Annotated in this window: 16 protein-coding genes; 6 read left to right on the forward strand and 10 right to left on the reverse strand. The window is 72.8% G+C overall.

From position 1 onward, the window contains the following. Positions 1 to 35: 35 nt before the first annotated feature. Positions 36 to 203 (reverse strand): DUF3117 domain-containing protein, encoded by a 168-nt coding sequence (locus tag AC07F0_RS31725; protein WP_003966491.1) that lies wholly within the window; start codon positions 201 to 203, stop codon positions 36 to 38. A 384-nt stretch (positions 204 to 587) separates the two neighbouring features. On the opposite strand from AC07F0_RS31725, the gene chcB reads away from it, so the two are divergent. Continuing rightward, on the forward strand, positions 588 to 1,391 hold the full coding sequence (gene chcB, locus AC07F0_RS31730) for a 2-cyclohexenylcarbonyl CoA isomerase (RefSeq protein WP_478983430.1): 804 nt from the start codon (positions 588 to 590) through the stop codon (positions 1,389 to 1,391). A 39-nt stretch (positions 1,392 to 1,430) separates the two neighbouring features. Here the strand turns inward: chcB and AC07F0_RS31735 are convergent, their stop codons facing one another. Then, positions 1,431 to 2,015: a DNA-3-methyladenine glycosylase I gene (locus AC07F0_RS31735; RefSeq protein WP_436730648.1), complete on the reverse strand. Its 585-nt coding sequence runs from the start codon at positions 2,013 to 2,015 to the stop codon at positions 1,431 to 1,433. Beyond that, a complete protein-coding gene (locus AC07F0_RS31740; protein ID WP_478983431.1) occupies positions 2,012 to 2,413 on the reverse strand; it encodes a DivIVA domain-containing protein in 402 nt (133 codons plus the stop codon). Before AC07F0_RS31740 ends, AC07F0_RS31735 begins: the two co-directional genes overlap by 4 nt. 135 nt (positions 2,414 to 2,548) lie before the next feature. On the opposite strand from AC07F0_RS31740, the gene folP reads away from it, so the two are divergent. Then, positions 2,549 to 3,409: a dihydropteroate synthase gene (gene folP, locus AC07F0_RS31745; RefSeq protein ID WP_478983432.1), complete on the forward strand. Its 861-nt coding sequence runs from the start codon at positions 2,549 to 2,551 to the stop codon at positions 3,407 to 3,409. 52 nt (positions 3,410 to 3,461) lie between these two features. Here the strand turns inward: folP and AC07F0_RS31750 are convergent, their stop codons facing one another. Both AC07F0_RS31750 and dapE read right to left on the reverse strand, forming a co-directional pair. Next, on the reverse strand, positions 3,462 to 4,220 hold the full coding sequence (locus tag AC07F0_RS31750) for an LOG family protein (RefSeq protein ID WP_356928448.1): 759 nt from the start codon (positions 4,218 to 4,220) through the stop codon (positions 3,462 to 3,464). Positions 4,221 to 4,338: 118 nt separating this feature from the next. Then, positions 4,339 to 5,418, reverse strand: coding sequence for a succinyl-diaminopimelate desuccinylase (gene dapE / locus AC07F0_RS31755; protein WP_478983433.1), 1,080 nt, complete (start codon positions 5,416 to 5,418; stop codon positions 4,339 to 4,341). An 84-nt stretch (positions 5,419 to 5,502) separates the two neighbouring features. Between dapE and AC07F0_RS31760 the strand changes: the two genes are divergently transcribed. Both AC07F0_RS31760 and AC07F0_RS31765 read left to right on the forward strand, forming a co-directional pair. Further along, complete coding sequence (locus tag AC07F0_RS31760; RefSeq protein ID WP_478983434.1) at positions 5,503 to 6,483, forward strand: VldE C-terminal domain-containing protein; 981 nt, start codon at positions 5,503 to 5,505, stop codon at positions 6,481 to 6,483. A gap of 348 nt (positions 6,484 to 6,831) precedes the next feature. Continuing rightward, positions 6,832 to 7,269, forward strand: a complete 438-nt coding sequence (locus tag AC07F0_RS31765; protein ID WP_478983435.1) for an ATP-binding protein — start codon at positions 6,832 to 6,834, stop codon at positions 7,267 to 7,269. 148 nt (positions 7,270 to 7,417) lie between these two features. Here AC07F0_RS31765 and AC07F0_RS31770 read toward each other — a convergent pair whose 3' ends face one another. Further along, complete coding sequence (locus AC07F0_RS31770; RefSeq protein WP_478983436.1) at positions 7,418 to 8,509, reverse strand: bifunctional succinyldiaminopimelate transaminase/glutamate-prephenate aminotransferase; 1,092 nt, start codon at positions 8,507 to 8,509, stop codon at positions 7,418 to 7,420. A gap of 127 nt (positions 8,510 to 8,636) precedes the next feature. Next, entirely contained in the window at positions 8,637 to 8,954 is a 318-nt protein-coding gene (fdxA, locus tag AC07F0_RS31775) for a ferredoxin (protein WP_010047804.1), read from the reverse strand. Between the two features lie 140 nt (positions 8,955 to 9,094). On the opposite strand from fdxA, the gene AC07F0_RS31780 reads away from it, so the two are divergent. Together AC07F0_RS31780 and AC07F0_RS31785 are read left to right on the forward strand one after the other, a co-directional pair. Then, positions 9,095 to 10,111, forward strand: coding sequence for a GNAT family N-acetyltransferase (locus AC07F0_RS31780; RefSeq protein WP_478983437.1), 1,017 nt, complete (start codon positions 9,095 to 9,097; stop codon positions 10,109 to 10,111). 30 nt (positions 10,112 to 10,141) lie between these two features. After that, a complete protein-coding gene (locus tag AC07F0_RS31785) occupies positions 10,142 to 10,993 on the forward strand; it encodes a transglutaminase family protein (protein WP_478983438.1) in 852 nt (283 codons plus the stop codon). Between the two features lie 246 nt (positions 10,994 to 11,239). Here AC07F0_RS31785 and AC07F0_RS31790 read toward each other — a convergent pair whose 3' ends face one another. The 3 genes from AC07F0_RS31790 to mshB all read right to left on the reverse strand — a co-directional run bounded on the left by AC07F0_RS31790 (position 11,240) and on the right by mshB (position 15,369). After that, positions 11,240 to 13,945 carry a hypothetical protein gene (locus tag AC07F0_RS31790; protein ID WP_478983439.1) on the reverse strand — a complete coding sequence of 902 codons (2,706 nt, stop codon included), beginning with the start codon at positions 13,943 to 13,945 and terminating at the stop codon, positions 11,240 to 11,242. 156 nt (positions 13,946 to 14,101) lie between these two features. Next, the gene (locus tag AC07F0_RS31795; RefSeq protein WP_478983440.1) at positions 14,102 to 14,512 is read right to left on the reverse strand and encodes a DUF6113 family protein; all 411 of its coding nucleotides are present in this window, start codon (positions 14,510 to 14,512) and stop codon (positions 14,102 to 14,104) included. After that, on the reverse strand, positions 14,509 to 15,369 hold the full coding sequence (mshB, locus tag AC07F0_RS31800; RefSeq protein ID WP_478983441.1) for an N-acetyl-1-D-myo-inositol-2-amino-2-deoxy-alpha-D-glucopyranoside deacetylase: 861 nt from the start codon (positions 15,367 to 15,369) through the stop codon (positions 14,509 to 14,511). The genes AC07F0_RS31795 and mshB overlap by 4 nt, the downstream gene beginning before the upstream one ends. Positions 15,370 to 15,382: the final 13 nt, after the last annotated feature.

Raw genomic sequence — 15,382 nt, forward strand, 5'->3', positions numbered from 1 at the left:
GCCGGGGCAGCTGAAAGGGTATGGTCGCTTGCGCGTCAGCCGACGACCTTCTTGAGGGCGTCGCCCAGGGCGTCGGCCTCGTCCGGGGTCAGCTCGACGACGAGCCGACCGCCGCCTTCGAGCGGAACGCGCATGACGATGCCCCGCCCCTCCTTGGTCACCTCGAGCGGGCCGTCACCCGTCCGCGGCTTCATGGCCGCCATGCTCGTTCCCCTTCCTGAAACCCAGCTCATCGTCAAGGCCGACGGACCCCTGAAGAAGGGCACAGTGCGGTCCTTGAGGCAGGACACGCGACACCGGCATCGAACACATTGCTTCCAAGCCATTATCCCGCATCTCAGGACCCGATGACCAACATCAGTCGGCATCGCTTGGGCAACGCACGCGAGCAAAACCACTCAATTCGGCGGTGTGGCTGCGATACTCCGCCACCGCACACACATCCGCCGAACGAAAACGGGCGAGAATTCTTTGACGCAGGTCACACGTCCGGTCCGGTCGACCCCCGGCGATCTCGGTCATGCTGTCCTCAGACCAGGGACGTACCGGCCGGTACGTCCCCGAGCAGCGACCGGAGGGGATACTCCATGGCCGACACCGTGCTCTACGAGGTGAGCGACGGACTCGCGACGATCACGCTGAACCGCCCGGAGGCGATGAACGCGCTGAACGTGGCGGCCAAGGTCGCCCTGCGGGACGCGGTCAGCTCCGCGGCGGACGACACCGCCGTACGGGCGGTGCTGCTGACGGCCGCCGGTGACCGGGCGTTCTGCGTCGGGCAGGACCTCAAGGAGCACATCGGCCTGCTGACCGAGGACCGGGAGACCGGCTCGGGGCAGACCATGAGCACGGTGCGGGAGCACTACAACCCGATCGTGCGGGCGCTGACCGAGGCCGCGAAGCCGGTCGTCGCCGCCGTGAACGGGGTGGCGGCCGGGGCGGGCTTCGGCTTCGCGCTCGCGGCGGACTACCGGATCGTGGCGGACACGGCCGCGTTCAACACCTCGTTCGCCGGGGTGGCGCTGACCGCCGACTCGGGGGTCTCGTGGACGCTGCCGCGGGTGATCGGCCCCGGGCGGGCGGCTGACCTGCTGCTCTTCCCCAGGAGCATCAGCGCGCAGGAGGCCTACGAGCTCGGCATCGCCAACCGGCTGGTGCCGTCCGGGGAGCTGCGCGCGGAGGCCGAGAAGGTGGCGCGGGCCCTGGCCGAGGGGCCGACGGTGGCGTACGCGGCGCTGAAGGAGTCGATGGCCTACGGCCTGACGCACTCCCTGGCGGAGACGCTGGAGAAGGAGGACGAGCTCCAGACCCGGGCGGGCTCCTCGGAGGACCACGCGATCGCGGTGCAGGCCTTCGTCAACAAGGAGAAGCCCCGGTATCTGGGCCGCTGACCGGCCCGCCGATCGAACCGCTGACCCGCTGCGGCGGCGTCATGCGCGACGCGCGACGCAGGCCTGGAGGTGGTCGTCGACCAGTCCGCAGGCCTGCATCAGCGCGTACGCCGTCGTCGGGCCGACGAAGCGCAGGCCCCGCTTCTTCAGCGCCTTGGACAGGGCCGTCGACTCGGGGGTGACGGCCGGGACGTCGGAGAGCGCCTTCGGGACCGGGCGGGTGCCCGGCTCGGGGGCGTGCGACCAGATCAGCTCGTCCAGTTCGCCCGGGGCCCACTCGGCCAGCACGCGCGCGTTGGCGAGCGTCGCGTCGATCTTGGCGCGGTTGCGGATGATGCCGGCGTCGGCCAGGAGGCGCGCGCGGTCCTCGTCGGTGAAGGCCGCCACCGAGGCGATCTTGAAGTCGGCGAAGGCGGCGCGGAAGCCGGGGCGGCGGCGCAGGATCGTGATCCAGGACAGGCCGGACTGGAAGGCCTCCAGGCTGAGGCGCTCGTAGAGCGCGTCGTCGCCGTGGACCGGGCGGCCCCACTCCTCGTCGTGGTAGGTCACGTACTCAGGGGCGGACAGGGCCCAGGGGCAGCGCAGCGCGCCGTCCGGGCCGGCGAGTGCGGTGCCGTCGCTCATGGCCGGTCCTCCTGGCCCGGGGCCGGCTTGTCCAAGGACACGTGGTTCTGCGCGGAGGTGTGGTTCTCCCCGGACACGGGGCCGTGGCCGGCGGCTGTTCTGGCGCCCGCCAGGGCCGACTCCAGGTCGGCGATGCGGGCGTCACGCTCGGCGAGCTCGGCGCCCAGGCGGCTGAGGGCGTCGTCCACGTCCGCCATGCGGTAGCCGCGGGCGGCGAGCGGGAAACGGAGGCCCTCGACGTCGGCACGGTCGAGCGGGCGGTCCGGGGGCAGCGGGTCCCGCAGCCGCTCGGGGGCGGCCTCGGGCAGCGGGCCGTTCTCGCCGCCGCCCACCACGGCGAGGGTCACCGCGGCGACCACGACGGCTAGCGCGACGACCAGGAACAGGAACATAACCATCGCGGAGCCCCCACGGTCGGATCTGTCGGTGTCTTCGGACACCGATGGTGTCAGGCTCCGATCGTGCCATGCGAGTCCGACAGTTAGGGTCGCAGGCGGCGGAAGACGGGGACGTACCAGGAAAGGTCACAGCGGATGCTCAGGCTGGGCAGGCGGGAATTCGGGCCTCACGAGCCGGTGATCATGGCGATCGTGAACCGGACCCCGGACTCCTTCTACGACCGGGGCGCGACCTTCCGCGACGAGCCGGCCCTCGCGCGCGTGGAGCAGGCGGTCGCCGAGGGAGCCGCGATCATCGACATCGGCGGGGTGAAGGCCGGGCCGGGCGAGGAGGTCACCGCCGCGGAGGAGACCCGGCGGACGGTCGGTTTCGTCGCGGAGGTGCGGCGGCGCTTCCCGGAGGTGGTCATCAGCGTGGACACCTGGCGGGCCGAGGTCGGCGAGGCCGTGTGCGAGGCCGGGGCGGACCTGCTGAACGACGCGTGGGGCGGGGTCGATCCGGGGCTTGCCGAGGTCGCCGCGCGGTACGGGGTGGGGCTGGTGTGTACGCACGCGGGTGGTGCGCAGCCGCGGACCCGGCCGCACCGCGTGGAGTACGACGACGTCATGGCCGACATCCTGGACGTGACGGTCGGGCTGGCGGAGCGGGCGCTGGCGCTGGGCGTGCCGAGGGAGTCGATCATGATCGACCCCGGGCACGACTTCGGGAAGAACACGCGGCACAGTCTGGAGGCGACCCGGCGGCTGGGGGAGATGGTCGCCACGGGGTGGCCGGTGCTGGTGTCGTTGTCCAACAAGGACTTCGTCGGGGAGACGTTGGACCGGCCGGTGAAGGAGCGGGTGATCGGTACGTTGGCGACCACGGCGGTGTCGGCGTGGTTGGGGGCGCGGGTGTACCGGGTGCATGAGGTCGGGGAGACGCGGCAGGTGCTGGAGATGGTGGGGGCGATCGCGGGGTCGCGGGAGCCTGCGGTTGCCCGGCGTGGGCTGGCCTAGGGCATCGACCCGAGGTACCAGGGGGCTCCGCCCCCTGGCCCCCCCGCCGTCTCTACCTGCCCGCCTCCTTCGACACCAGCGCCACCGCCTCGTCCACGTCGTCCGTGACGTGGAACAGCAGGAGGTCCTTCTCCGCGGCCTTGCCCTGGGCGATGACCGTGTGGCGGAGCCAGTCGACCAGGCCGCCCCAGTACTCGCTGCCGAACAGGACGATGGGGAAGCGGGTGACCTTCTGGGTCTGGACGAGGGTGAGGGCCTCGAAGAGTTCGTCGAGGGTGCCGAGGCCGCCGGGCAGGACCACGAAGCCCTGGGCGTACTTGACGAACATCATCTTCCGGACGAAGAAGTAGCGGAAGTTCAGGCCGATGTCGACGTACGGGTTCAGGCCCTGCTCGAACGGCAGCTCGATGCCGAGGCCGACCGAGATGCCCTTGGCCTCCAGGGCGCCCTTGTTGGCCGCCTCCATCGCGCCCGGGCCGCCGCCCGTGATGACCGCGAACCCCGCGTCCACCAGGCCCCGGCCCAGCCGGACGCCCGCCTCGTACTCGGGCGAGTCCGCCGGCGTCCGGGCCGACCCGAACACGCTGATCGCGGGCGGGAGTTCGGCGAGCGTGCCGAAGCCCTCGATGAACTCCGACTGGATGCGCAGCACGCGCCAGGGGTCGGTGTGCACCCAGTCGGAGGGCCCGCCCGCGTCCAGCAGCCGCTGGTCGGTGGTGCTGGCCTGTACCTGGTCCCGCCGCCGGAGGACCGGGCCCAGGCGCTTCTCCTCCGGCGGCTGCTTCTTCCCCTCGGGGTTGCCGGTCGCCATGTGCGCTCCCTCCGTCGTGCCTGTCTTTCCACCTCAGCGTAGATCTACGCGGGTTACGAACGAGGGACGTGAGCATGTCCGCGATCGAGCGCCGTAAACACGATGGCGTTCCGGTCCGTCAGGCCGTCAGCCAGGTCCGCAGGCGCTCCTCGCCCGCGAGGATCTTCGCGATCTCCACGCGCTCGTCCCGCTTGTGCGCCAAGTGGGGGTTGCCCGGGCCGTAGTTGACCGCGGGGACGCCCAGGGCCGAGAAGCGGGACACGTCCGTCCAGCCGTACTTCGGCATCGGGGTGCCACCCACCGCCTCGATGAACGCCTTCGCCGCCGGGTGGGACAGACCCGGCATCGCGGCCGAGCTGTGGTCGACGACCTCGAACTCGTCCACGCCGCAGTCCGCGAAGACCTCCCGGACGTGGGCCACGGCCTCCTCGGGCGTGCGGTCGGGCGCGTAGCGGAAATTGACGGTGACGACGCACTCGTCGGGGATCACGTTGCCGGCCACTCCCCCGGTGACGCCCACCGCGTTCAGGCCCTCGCGGTACTCCAGGCCGTCGATCACCGGCCAGCGGGGCTCGTAGGAGGCCAGGCGGGCGAGGATCGGGGCGGCCGCGTGGATCGCGTTGGAGCCCATCCAGCCGCGCGCCGAGTGGGCCCGCTCGCCCCTGGTCTTCAGCAGCACCCGCAGCGTGCCCTGGCAGCCGCCCTCGACCTGGCCGTCCGAGGGTTCCAGGAGTACCGCGAAGTCGCCCTGGAGCCACTCGGGGTGCGCCTCGGAGACGTGCTTGAGGCCGTTCAGCTCCGCTGCGACCTCCTCGTTGTCGTAGAAGACGAAGGTCAGGTCGCGGTTGGGGGCGGGGACCGTGGCCGCGATGCGCAGCTGCACCGCGACGCCCGACTTCATGTCGCACGTACCGCAGCCCCACAGCACGCCGTCCTCGTCGAGCCGGGAGGGGACGTTGTCCGCGATCGGGACGGTGTCGATGTGACCGGCCAGGATCACCCGCTCCGGGCGGCCCAGCTCCGTCCGGGCCACGACGTTGTTGCCGAACCGCTCGACCGTCAGATGGGGCAGCGCGCGCAGCGCGGTCTCGATCGCGTCCGCGAGCGGCTTCTCGGTGCCGCTCTCCGAGCGGAAGTCGACGAGCCGGGCGGTGAGCTCAGCGGCGTCCAGCGTGAGGTCAAGTGAGGTGTCGGCCATGCCGTCGACCCTAACGCGCCAGCCCTGGCCCCACTGTCCACACATGGCACAAGGCACTCCGTACTCTCCAGTACCTTGTACGGCGTGCCAGAGCCGTCCTCTCCCAAGCGTCGCGGCCGCCTCTTCCGATGCGGGTCCGCGTTCGTGGTCCTGCTCGCGATCGCCGGTTACCTCGTGGTGCAGTACGTCACCGGAGGCACCGGCGGACCGGGCTGCAAAGTCGTCTCCGGAAAGGGCGACGGGGCGTCGTACGAGTTCACGCCCGAGCAGGCGGTGAACGCGGCGACGATCGCCGCCGTGGGCGACGGACGCGGCCTGCCGGAGCGGGCCGTCACCATAGCGCTGGCGACCGCCCTCCAGGAGTCGGGCCTGCGCAACATCAACCATGGCGACCGGGACTCGCTCGGCCTGTTCCAGCAGCGCCCCTCGCAGGGCTGGGGCACGCCGAAGGAGATCCTGGACCCGACGTACTCGGCCGGCGAGTTCTACGACCACCTGGTCAAGGTGCCCGGCTACACGCGGCTGCCCCTGACCGACGCCGCGCAGCGCGTGCAGCGCAGCGGCTTCCCGCAGGCCTACGCCAAGCACGAGCCGGACGCGGCGCTGCTCGCCGCGGCCCTCACCGGGCACTCCGCGGCCACGCTGACCTGCGAGGGCCGGCCGGCCGCGACCCGGGCGACGGGCCCGGACGGGGTGCGTGCGGCGCTCGTGCGGGACTTCGGGCGCGATGTGCTGGAGCCGGCCGGTGCGGAGGTGGCCCGCTCGTCGGGGGCCACGCCGACGCCGTCCCCGAGCGGCACGGGCGGGTCCGACGGGCGGACCATGACGCTGCCCGTGACCGCCGGCACGGGTGCCGCCGGCGGTCAGCGCGCGGAGGAGCGCGGCTGGCAGCTGGCGCACTGGGCCGTGGCCAACGCCTCCGAGCTGCACATCGCACGCGTCACGTACGCGGGGCGGGAGTGGGTCGCCGGGAACACCGCCAGCGAGTGGCGGGAGGCCGGGGCGAAGGGCACGGCGGGTGCGGAGCGGGACGCGGACGCCGTCCGCATCGTGACGATGGGCTAAGGCCCGTGCAAGGGTGCGGGGCCTCACTCCTGGGGGCTACCCGGGTGGCGTGGCGGCGGTCGTGTGCGCGGGCTTTCGTGTCCTCGACCCGGTAAGCGTGAGAACCCTTGGGAACAGGGGGCTGGAAGGATTCGGCAGGCTTTCCGGCGGGAGCCTCTTTGCCCGTTTTTATCCGCAGGCGATAATGCGACGCATTACCAACTCTTTACGTTGCGGCGCCGCAACCTTCGCGGGCTTCGAGCGGTAGTCACTGCGTCCGAGCCGGGGAGATCAACAGCCAGTCGATCAACTCCCGGACCCGGCCGGACACTTCACAACCTCACCGTTCTCTCCCGTCGAAGGAGCACCATGTCCCTCCCCCTGACCCGCCGGATCGCCCGTGCCGCGTTGATCGTCGCTGCGGGAGCGGCTGCCGGGGTCGGTGCGGCCGGCTCCGCCAGCGCGGCCTCCGAGCTGCCGGCCACCCCGAACCTCGGCGGGCTGACCGCCCTGGACGAGGCGAACGTCGGCAACACCGTCGACGACGCGGCGCAGAACGTCACCGAGTCCGCGGGTGACAGCAAGAGCGTCACGAAGGCGGTGCCGGCCGCGGGCAAGACCGGCAAGACGGTCAAGAAGACCACGCCGGTCGCGCAGAAGGCCGCCGGTGACGCGGCGGGCCCCGCCGGGCAGCTCGTCGGTGACACGGCCGGTTCCACGCAGGGCGGTCTGCCGACGGACTCCGTGACGACGGGCGGGGTGCCGTCGACCGACTCGGTGCCGGTGAAGGGCCTGCCGGTCGGCTGACGCCGGGCCTCAGCGGGCGAGGGGTCCAGGGAGTTTCCCTGGACCCCTCGGCCGTGTCGGTTCAGCCCGAGCGCCTTTGCCGGTGCTCGGCGCTGGTGGCTGTGCCCACCCGTTCCGCACCGGCGGAACCGCTGCCCACAGCCACGCACTACAGGCGCTGGACCGCTGCCGCCACCCGCTCGTCCGTCGCCGTCAGGGCTACCCGGACGAACTCCGCGCCCGCCGGGCCGTAGAAGTCGCCGGGGGCGACCAGGATGCCTCGTTCGGCCAGGTGGGACACCGTGTCCCAGCAGGACTCGCCCCTCGTGGCCCACAGGTAGAGGCTGGCCTCGCTGTGCTCGATGCGGAAGCCGTGGGCGAGGAGCGCCTCGCGCAGCAGGGTGCGGCGGGCGGCGTAGCGCTCGCGCTGGACACGGACGTGCTCGTCGTCGCCGAGGGCCGCGATCACCGCTGCCTGGGTCGGTGCCGGCGTCATCATGCCGCCGTGCTTGCGGATCTCCAGCAGCGGGGCCAGGACCGCCGGGTCACCGGCCAGGAAGGCCGCCCGGTAGCCGGCCAGGTTCGAGCGCTTGGAGAGGCTGTGGACGGCGACGATGCCCTCGTACGAGCCGCCATTGACCTCCGGGTGCAGCACCGAGACCGGGTCGGCCTCCCAGCCCAGCTCCAGATAGCACTCGTCGGAGAAGAGCAGGATGCCGTGCTCGCGGGCCCAGGAGACGATCCGGGTGAGCTCCTCCTTCGGCAGGACCCTGCCCGTCGGGTTGGACGGGGAGTTCAGCCAGAGGAGCTTCAGGCCCTCGGGGTCCAGCTCCGTCGGGTCGTCGTAGGCCTCGTACTCGGCGCGGGCCAGGCGGGCGCCCACCTCGTACGTCGGGTAGGCCAGGCGCGGGTAGGCCACCCGGTCGCCGGGGCCGAGGCCCAGCTGGGTCGGGAGCCAGGCGACGAGCTCCTTGGAGCCGACCACCGGCAGGACGTGGCGGTGGGTGACGTCCCGGGCGCCGAGGCGGCGCTCGACCCAGCCCGTGATCGCGTCGCGCAGCTCGGGCGTGCCCCAGACGGTCGGGTAGCCCGGGGAGTCCGCCGCGGCCACCAGCGCCTTCTGGATCAGCTCGGGTACCGGGTCGACGGGGGTGCCGACCGACAGGTCCACGATGCCGTCCGGATGGGCGGCGGCCGTGGCCTTGTACGGCGTCAGCTTGTCCCAGGGGAAAGTGGGGAGACGGTCGGAGACTGCGGACACGGTTTCTGGCTCACTTTCTGGTACGGACGAGCCGTCGCGGCAAACGCCTCGGCCCCGTACGGCGACCAGGGCGTGGTCGGGCCGTACGGGACCGAGGCGGCACGGATGTGCGGGCCGCTTGCGGTGACTAGGCCTGCGGCGGCAGCGCGGCGATGAAGGGGTGGTCGCGCTCGATCAGCCCCAGCTTGCTGGCGCCGCCGGGCGAGCCGAGCTCGTCGAAGAACTCGACGTTCGCCTTGTAGTAGTCCTTCCACTCCTCCGGAGTGTCGTCCTCGTAGAAGATCGCCTCGACCGGGCAGACCGGCTCACAGGCACCACAGTCGACGCATTCGTCCGGGTGGATGTACAAGGACCTGGAGCCCTCGTAGATGCAGTCGACCGGGCACTCCTCGATGCACGCCTTGTCCTTGACGTCGACACAAGGCTGCGCGATGACGTAGGTCACGCTGTCGTTCCTCCTCGATAGGGCGCTGGCGGGCCTCCTCAGGCTCCGCCGCCTGGCGCGCGGGAGCGCGGCGTCGTCGATGCCCGCCCCTAGTATCTCCGTTCCTGGGCATGATCCGAACAGGAGGGGTGAACTGACCAGTGGAAATCTCTGCCGCCGGGCGACTCGAGGTCCGTATCACCGCTGCTGACGTGGGCAAACGGGTCTCCGTACGGAGCATGATCGAACATGCGGCTCCGAGTGAGAAGTTCACCGACACGGTCGGAATTCTCACATCATGGGACAAAGGCGTGTTGCGGATCACACGCAAGAGCGGCGAGAGCGTCCGCATCGCGGAATCCGCGCTGGTCGCGGGCAAGCTCGTGCCCGCCGCTCCGGCGCGTCGCCGCGGTCCGGCCGCCTCCTACGACGAGCTGGCCCGGGTCGCCGCGCGGGCCTGGCCGCCCGTGGAGAGCGAGCGGCTCGGGGACTGGGAGCTGCGGGCCGCGTCCGGGTTCACGCGCCGGGCGAATTCCGTGCTGCCGCTCGGTGACCCGGGCGTGTCCCTGGACGAGGCGCTCGACGCCGTCCGGCGGTGGTACGGCGAGCGCGGCCTGCCCGCCTACGTCCAGACCGCGACCGGTGCCGAGGGCGCGCAGGAGCTGCTGTGCGCGGAGCTGGAGAAGCGGGGCTGGGTGCGCGAGGTGACGGCCGAGTTGTGGGTCGGGCCGCTGGCGCCGGTCGCCGACCTCGCCGAGCCGTCGGGGGTCGTGCTGTCCCGGGAGGCCGACGAGGCGTGGCTGGCCCGGTACCAGCGCAAGGGCGTGAGCGAGGTCGCGCTGCGGGTGCTGGGGGCCGGGCCTTCGGTGTGGTTCGCGACCGTGCCCGGTTCGGCGGAGGCAGCTGCTCCGGCCGCCATCGGGCGGTGTGTCGTCGACGGGCGGTGGGCCGGGTTCGCCGCCGTCGAGGTCGATCCGGAGCTGCGGCGGCAGGGACTGGGCACGGCCGTGATGGCGGCGCTGGCCCGGCGGGCCCTGGACGAGGGCGCGTCGGCCGCGTGGCTTCAGGTCGAGGCCGAGAATGAGGGAGCGCGGGCGTTGTACGCCGGGATGGGTTTCGCGGCGCACCACGCCTACCACCACTACCGGGAGCCGGACGACCGCGCCTTCGGCCGGTAACCGATCGTCGTGAGAGGGCACGAGCCAGACATGCGTCCCCCGTATCCCCCGTCCCCCGAGCGTTCCGCCGAGCTGCGGCGGCGGTTCGCCGAAGAGGCCCGGTCCGAGCGGCCCGATCTGTCGACGCTGTGCCTGCTGATGGGCGCGGCGGCGGACGGAGCGCTGGACGAGGCGGGCATGGACGCCGCGCAGGTCGAGCTGGACCGGCTGGCCGGGCTGCTGCCGTTCCGGCCCGGCCACCCGCAGGCGTGGGCGGTAGCCCTGCGGGAGCTGCTCGGGGACCGGCTGGGGTTTCACGGCGCCCCGGCCGACTACCAGCGCCTGGAGTCCTCACTCCTGCACGAGGTGCTGGTGCGGCGTCGTGGGTTGCCGATCCTGCTGTCCGTGGTGTGGATGGAGGTCGCCCGGCGGGCCGGGGCGCCGGTGTACGGGGTGGCTCTGCCCGGGCATTTCGTCGTGGGATTCGGGCCTGACGAGGGGCAGGTGCTCGCCGATCCGTTCGACGGGGGGCGGGTGCTGACGGGGGCGGACGCGGAGTTGCTGGTCGCCGGGGCGACGGGGGCGCACCTCGAGCCGTGGATGCTGCGGCCGGCCGATCCGCTGGATGTGGTGTTGCGGATCCTGAACAACGTGCGGGCGTGGGCGGCGGCTCGGCCGGAGCGGTCGGAGGTGGCGTTGTGGGCGGTCGAGTTGTCGTTGCTGTTGCCCTCGCATCCGGCTCGGTTGCGGTACGAGCGGGCGCAGCTGCTGGTGGGGCGGGGGGATTTCCTGGGTGGGGCGGTGGAGTTGGAGGCCTATGCGGAGGTCCTCGGAGCGGTGGATGAGAGGGCCGCCGAGCGGGTGCGGGGAGAGGCTCACGCGGCCAGGGCGATGCTCAACTGACGCCTTCTCGCCGTGGGGACCTCGTTCATGGGCGAGTGCGAGTGCGGGTGCGTTGTGGTCGATCGCGCCCGCGCGGCGGAGCCGCATATCGATACAGCCCCGCGCCCCTGAGACTTCGTGGGTGTCGGCGGGGGCCGTGCCGCGCGTCCGGAGTGCCGCGTGACAGATGTCACGCCTCTCGGGTGACAGCGACGAAAGCCCCTGTCCGGTGTGGGCAGGGGCTTCGTGCGGCCGGGCGGCCGGAGGTCAGTTCGGGGTGGTGTCGATGACCACGGTGCGTTCCGCCGGCGTCTTGCCGCGCAGGGCCTCGCGCAGCGCGGTGACGACGTCCTGCGGCGTGACGTCGCGCTTGCCGCTCGCGCCCTCGATCTTCACGCCGTCGAACGTGGTGCCGTACGCCTCCTGGAGGGCCTTGAGATTGTACGTGTCCACGAGCTTGCCGTCGACGGCCTTGAAGCTGAGGATCTTCGGCAGCGACAGCGCGCCGAACGGAATGCTGTGCGCCGGGTCGGTCTGCACGATGGCCTTGGCCGACATCGCGGGCTGCGCGATGTCCTTCAGCACCCGGTCGACCTCGGCGTTCGAGACCGTCGGCTGCCGGGTGGTGGTCGGGAGGTTCACCGTGCCGGGGGTGCCGGTCTCCACCTGCGTGCGGTACGCCTCCTCGACCGCGGCGGTCGACTTGGCGACGTCGATGCCCTTGCCCGTCTTGCCGTACACGGGGACGGCCTTGCCGCCCTCGAACTTGATCGTGCCGTCGGTCGACGCGCCGGAGCCGCCCGCCGCGTCCTCCAGGGAGGCGTGCAGCTTCTCCTCGTCGACCGGCATGACGGGCGTGACGACGCGGTGGTTGCCGAAGAGCGAGCCGATCACGGAGACCGGGTTGTAGTCGCTCTTCGCCGCCGCGTCGGCCGTGGCGTCCATGTCGAACTGGAGTCCCGCCTTGTCCGGGTCGAGGGACACGGTCTTGCCGTCGACCGACAGCTTCAGCGGCTTGCCCACACGGCCGTCGAAGGCGTCGTTGAGCTTCTTGACCGCGCCGTCGCGGGTGGTGCCGCCGATGTCCACGCCGAGCACGCTGGTGCCCTTGGGTACGTCGGTGCGGTTCATCAGCAGTCCGGCGCCGTACACGCCACCGGCCACGACCACCAGGCCGGCGGCGAGCAGCACGAGCTTGCTGCGCCCCTTCTTCTTCGGTGCCTTCGAGGAGCTCGCAGGGGGCGGGGAGACCGGCTCGGGCAGCTTCGGGGCCGTGTGGGGCACCGGGCCGTCACCGGGCGCGCCCGGACCGAACGACGAGGCCGCGCCCGGCGGTACGACCGGGATACCGCTGGTGACGGTGTGCCCGGAGACGTTGTCGTGCCGGGGGCCGTAGCCCTGGCCGTCCGGGGGCTCGGGGGCCGGCTTCTGCGGGGTGAGGATGGCGGTGTCGTCGCTCATCCCGCCGCCGGGGCCGTGGCCGGTGGAAGCGGCGGGGCCGGGGGCGCCGCCAGGATTTCCGGGGCCGGGGCCTCCGGGCCCCGCCGTACCGGCAGGTCCTCCGGGTCCGCCCGTGCCGGCGGGGTCGCCTATGGCGCCGGGACCGGCAGGGGCGCCGGGGCCGCCCGGTCGGCCGGGGGCGTTGAAGGCGCCGGGGGCGCCGGGGCCACCGGGCGTGCCGGGGCGACCGGGATCGTCGAAGGCGCCGGGCCTGCCGGGCTCGCCGAAGCTGTCGGGGCCACCAGGCCTGCCCGGCTCATCGAAGCCGCCGGGGCCACCCGAGCGGCCGGGCTCGTTGAAAGCGCCAGGACCACCGGGCCTGCCGGGCTCGCCGAGGCTGCCAGGGCCGCCGGAGCGACCGGGCTCGTTGAAGCCGCCCGGGCCACCGGGCCTGCCGGGCTCGTCGAAGCCGCCCGGGCCACCCGCGCGACCCTGCTCGTTGAAAGCGGCAGGCCCGCCGGGGCCGCCCGGCTCGTCGAAGCCGCCCGGGGCGCCGGGGCCGCCGGCCGGTGGGGCCATCGGGCCGGCGCCGGTGACCGGGCCGCCCGTCGGGCCGGCCGGGCCCTGGGTGCCGGGGCCGCCCTCGTCGCCGTAGCCGTGGGGAGCGCCCGGGCCGCCGTAGCCGCCCTGGCCGTTCTGGCTGAGACGGTCGTTCTCCGAGAAGTACGGCAGGTCGTCGCGGCGCGTCTCGCCGCCGTCACCGCCGGGGGCCGGACGTGAACCGTTGCCGAGGGGGCCCGCCGCCAGTGCCTCGGTGACGTCGAAGGAGCCCGTGCCGCCGCCGTGCCCGGGCGCGATGGGGCCGCCGGTCGCCCCGCCGGGAAGCCCCGCGCCGTTCGTGCCGCCGGACCGGGAGCCGCCGGGCCTGCTCATGGAACCGACCACGCCACCGGGCCGCCCGGTACCGGAACCACCCGCACCGGAACCGCCCGCCGCGGGGCCGCCCGAACCGGTACGGCCGGAACCACCCGCGGCCGGACCCGAACCGCCCGGCAGACCGGCCCCGTTGGTGGAGCCGCCGCCCTGACCGGGCTTGCCCGAGCCGGACTTGCGCGGCGCGAACCAGTCACTGGTCGGCTTGTCCTCACCGGACTGGCCCGACGGACCGGACGGGCCGGACTCGGCAGCGGGCTCGACCGTGCCGGTGCCCCCGGGCGGGGCGGCGCCCGGAGCCTTCGCTTCGCTGCCCGCTCTCGCGCCGGAACCGGTACTGATGTCGCCGGAGCCCTCCGCATCCGCGACGGGCTTGCGCACCACGACCGGCGGAATGGGCCGTGACCCGGGGATGTTGATCCGGATCCGGGTCGTCAGCGTGGTCTCGGTCTTGCGTTCCTCCGGCCGCGTGGCCGAACGGCCCGCTTCCGTACCGCCGTCGGACACCGTCGGGGTCCCGTACGGCGGCGTACCCGACGGGTAGGCGGCTCCGCCGCGCCCGTTGGGCCCGGAGGACGGAGTGTCAGTTTCACGACTCAAGGCAGGTTCTCCCGGTTGGCTCCGCCGCCCGACACAACCTCACGCGGGCAGCTCGGCGGCGCGCACCACCATACTGGCCACTTCTCACCCGTATCTCAGGACCGCTGGGGAAACTCACACCGGACCCCCACGGGCGCGTCCTGGCGAAGTGGTACGTCACTTGCCAAGTCGGACGGGTTCGCCGTCCGGTTGCCGCCTCGGGGCGAGGGTGGCGCAGATCACAGCCACAGCGATGCCGCCGAGCAGGAAGAGATAGGAGCCTCCGCCGGCCGCGAAGAGAAAGTCGCCCTCCGGGCGGCTGGCGGTGAGCAGCACCACGGAGAGCATCCAGCCGGCGGCGGCCGCTACGCCCCCGGCCCGCCCGCGGGTGACCCGCGCGGCACCGAGGACGAGCCCGGCCTCACCGGCGAGGGCGAGCAGCAGCCCGCCCGGGAACCACGCGGGCTGCACCAGTGCCCCAGCCGCGCCGATCACGGCCCCGAGCAGGAAGAAACCCGCACAGGCGGCGGCCCGTCCGGCGGAGGGCGGCCGCATCGGCTGGGCGAGCATCGGACTCCGGTCGCTCATGAGGACTCCTCGACACCGGCGAACAGGTCCGTCTCCCGTTCGCCGGGGCCCCGCTCGCCCCGCACCAGCTCGTAGTACTCGGTCGTGAGGATCGGCTGGGCGAGTTCGTTGGACAGCGCGAAGTACGGCCCGGACACGCTGATCTGGGTGGCGTGGGCGCGCATCGCGGCGGCTTTGGCGGCGGCGTGCGCGGTGCCGTCGACGACGGTGGTGATCCGCTCCTCGGCCACGACACCCGGAACGTCGTCGACGTCGGCCGCCTTGGTGAAGGGCGTGCCGGGCAGGTCCTCGCGGAGCCGGGCGAAGGATTCCTCCACAACCGGCCGGGGGACCCGGTTCCAGTAGACCTTGGGGATCGTCCAGCCCGACTCGGCGGCCAGCTCGACGGCCCGCATGGCGACGCGGTGGGCCTGGATGTGGTCGGGGTGGCCGTAGCCCCCGTTGTCGTCGTAGGTGACGAGGACCTGGGGACGTACCTCGCGGATCACCTCGACGAGGTGTGCGGCGGCCTCGTCGACGTCGGCCTGCCAGAAGCAGCCGGGGTCGTCGTTGTCGGGCAGGCCCATCATCCCGGAGTCGCTGTAGCGTCCGGCGCCGCCGAGCAGGCGGAAGTCCCGGACGCCGAGCTCGGCCATGGCGGCGGTGAGCTCCCGGCGGCGGTGCTGGCCCAGGGCGGGACCGCTCAGGTGCGCGAGCTCGGGCGGGATGACCTCGCCGCGCTCGCCGAGGGTGCACGTGACCAGGGTGACGTGGGCACCCTCGGCCGCGTACCTGGCCATGGTCGCGCCGTTGTTGATCGACTCGTCGTCCGGGTGCGCGTGCACCAGCAGCAGACGCCGGTCGGGCAGTTCCGTCATGGACCCCAGCCTA

The organism is Streptomyces sp. NPDC045955, from assembly GCF_056430805.1.

Coding starts and splice junctions, on each gene's coding strand:
- AC07F0_RS31725 (WP_003966491.1), bottom strand. CDS start 203: ATGGCGGCCATGAAGCCGCGGACGGGTGACGGCCCGCTCGAGGTGACC.
- chcB (WP_478983430.1), top strand. CDS start 588: ATGGCCGACACCGTGCTCTACGAGGTGAGCGACGGACTCGCGACGATC.
- AC07F0_RS31735 (WP_436730648.1), bottom strand. CDS start 2,015: ATGAGCGACGGCACCGCACTCGCCGGCCCGGACGGCGCGCTGCGCTGC.
- AC07F0_RS31740 (WP_478983431.1), bottom strand. CDS start 2,413: ATGGTTATGTTCCTGTTCCTGGTCGTCGCGCTAGCCGTCGTGGTCGCC.
- folP (WP_478983432.1), top strand. CDS start 2,549: ATGCTCAGGCTGGGCAGGCGGGAATTCGGGCCTCACGAGCCGGTGATC.
- AC07F0_RS31750 (WP_356928448.1), bottom strand. CDS start 4,220: ATGGCGACCGGCAACCCCGAGGGGAAGAAGCAGCCGCCGGAGGAGAAG.
- dapE (WP_478983433.1), bottom strand. CDS start 5,418: ATGGCCGACACCTCACTTGACCTCACGCTGGACGCCGCTGAGCTCACC.
- AC07F0_RS31765 (WP_478983435.1), top strand. CDS start 6,832: ATGTCCCTCCCCCTGACCCGCCGGATCGCCCGTGCCGCGTTGATCGTC.
- AC07F0_RS31785 (WP_478983438.1), top strand. CDS start 10,142: ATGCGTCCCCCGTATCCCCCGTCCCCCGAGCGTTCCGCCGAGCTGCGG.
- AC07F0_RS31795 (WP_478983440.1), bottom strand. CDS start 14,512: ATGAGCGACCGGAGTCCGATGCTCGCCCAGCCGATGCGGCCGCCCTCC.
- mshB (WP_478983441.1), bottom strand. CDS start 15,369: ATGACGGAACTGCCCGACCGGCGTCTGCTGCTGGTGCACGCGCACCCG.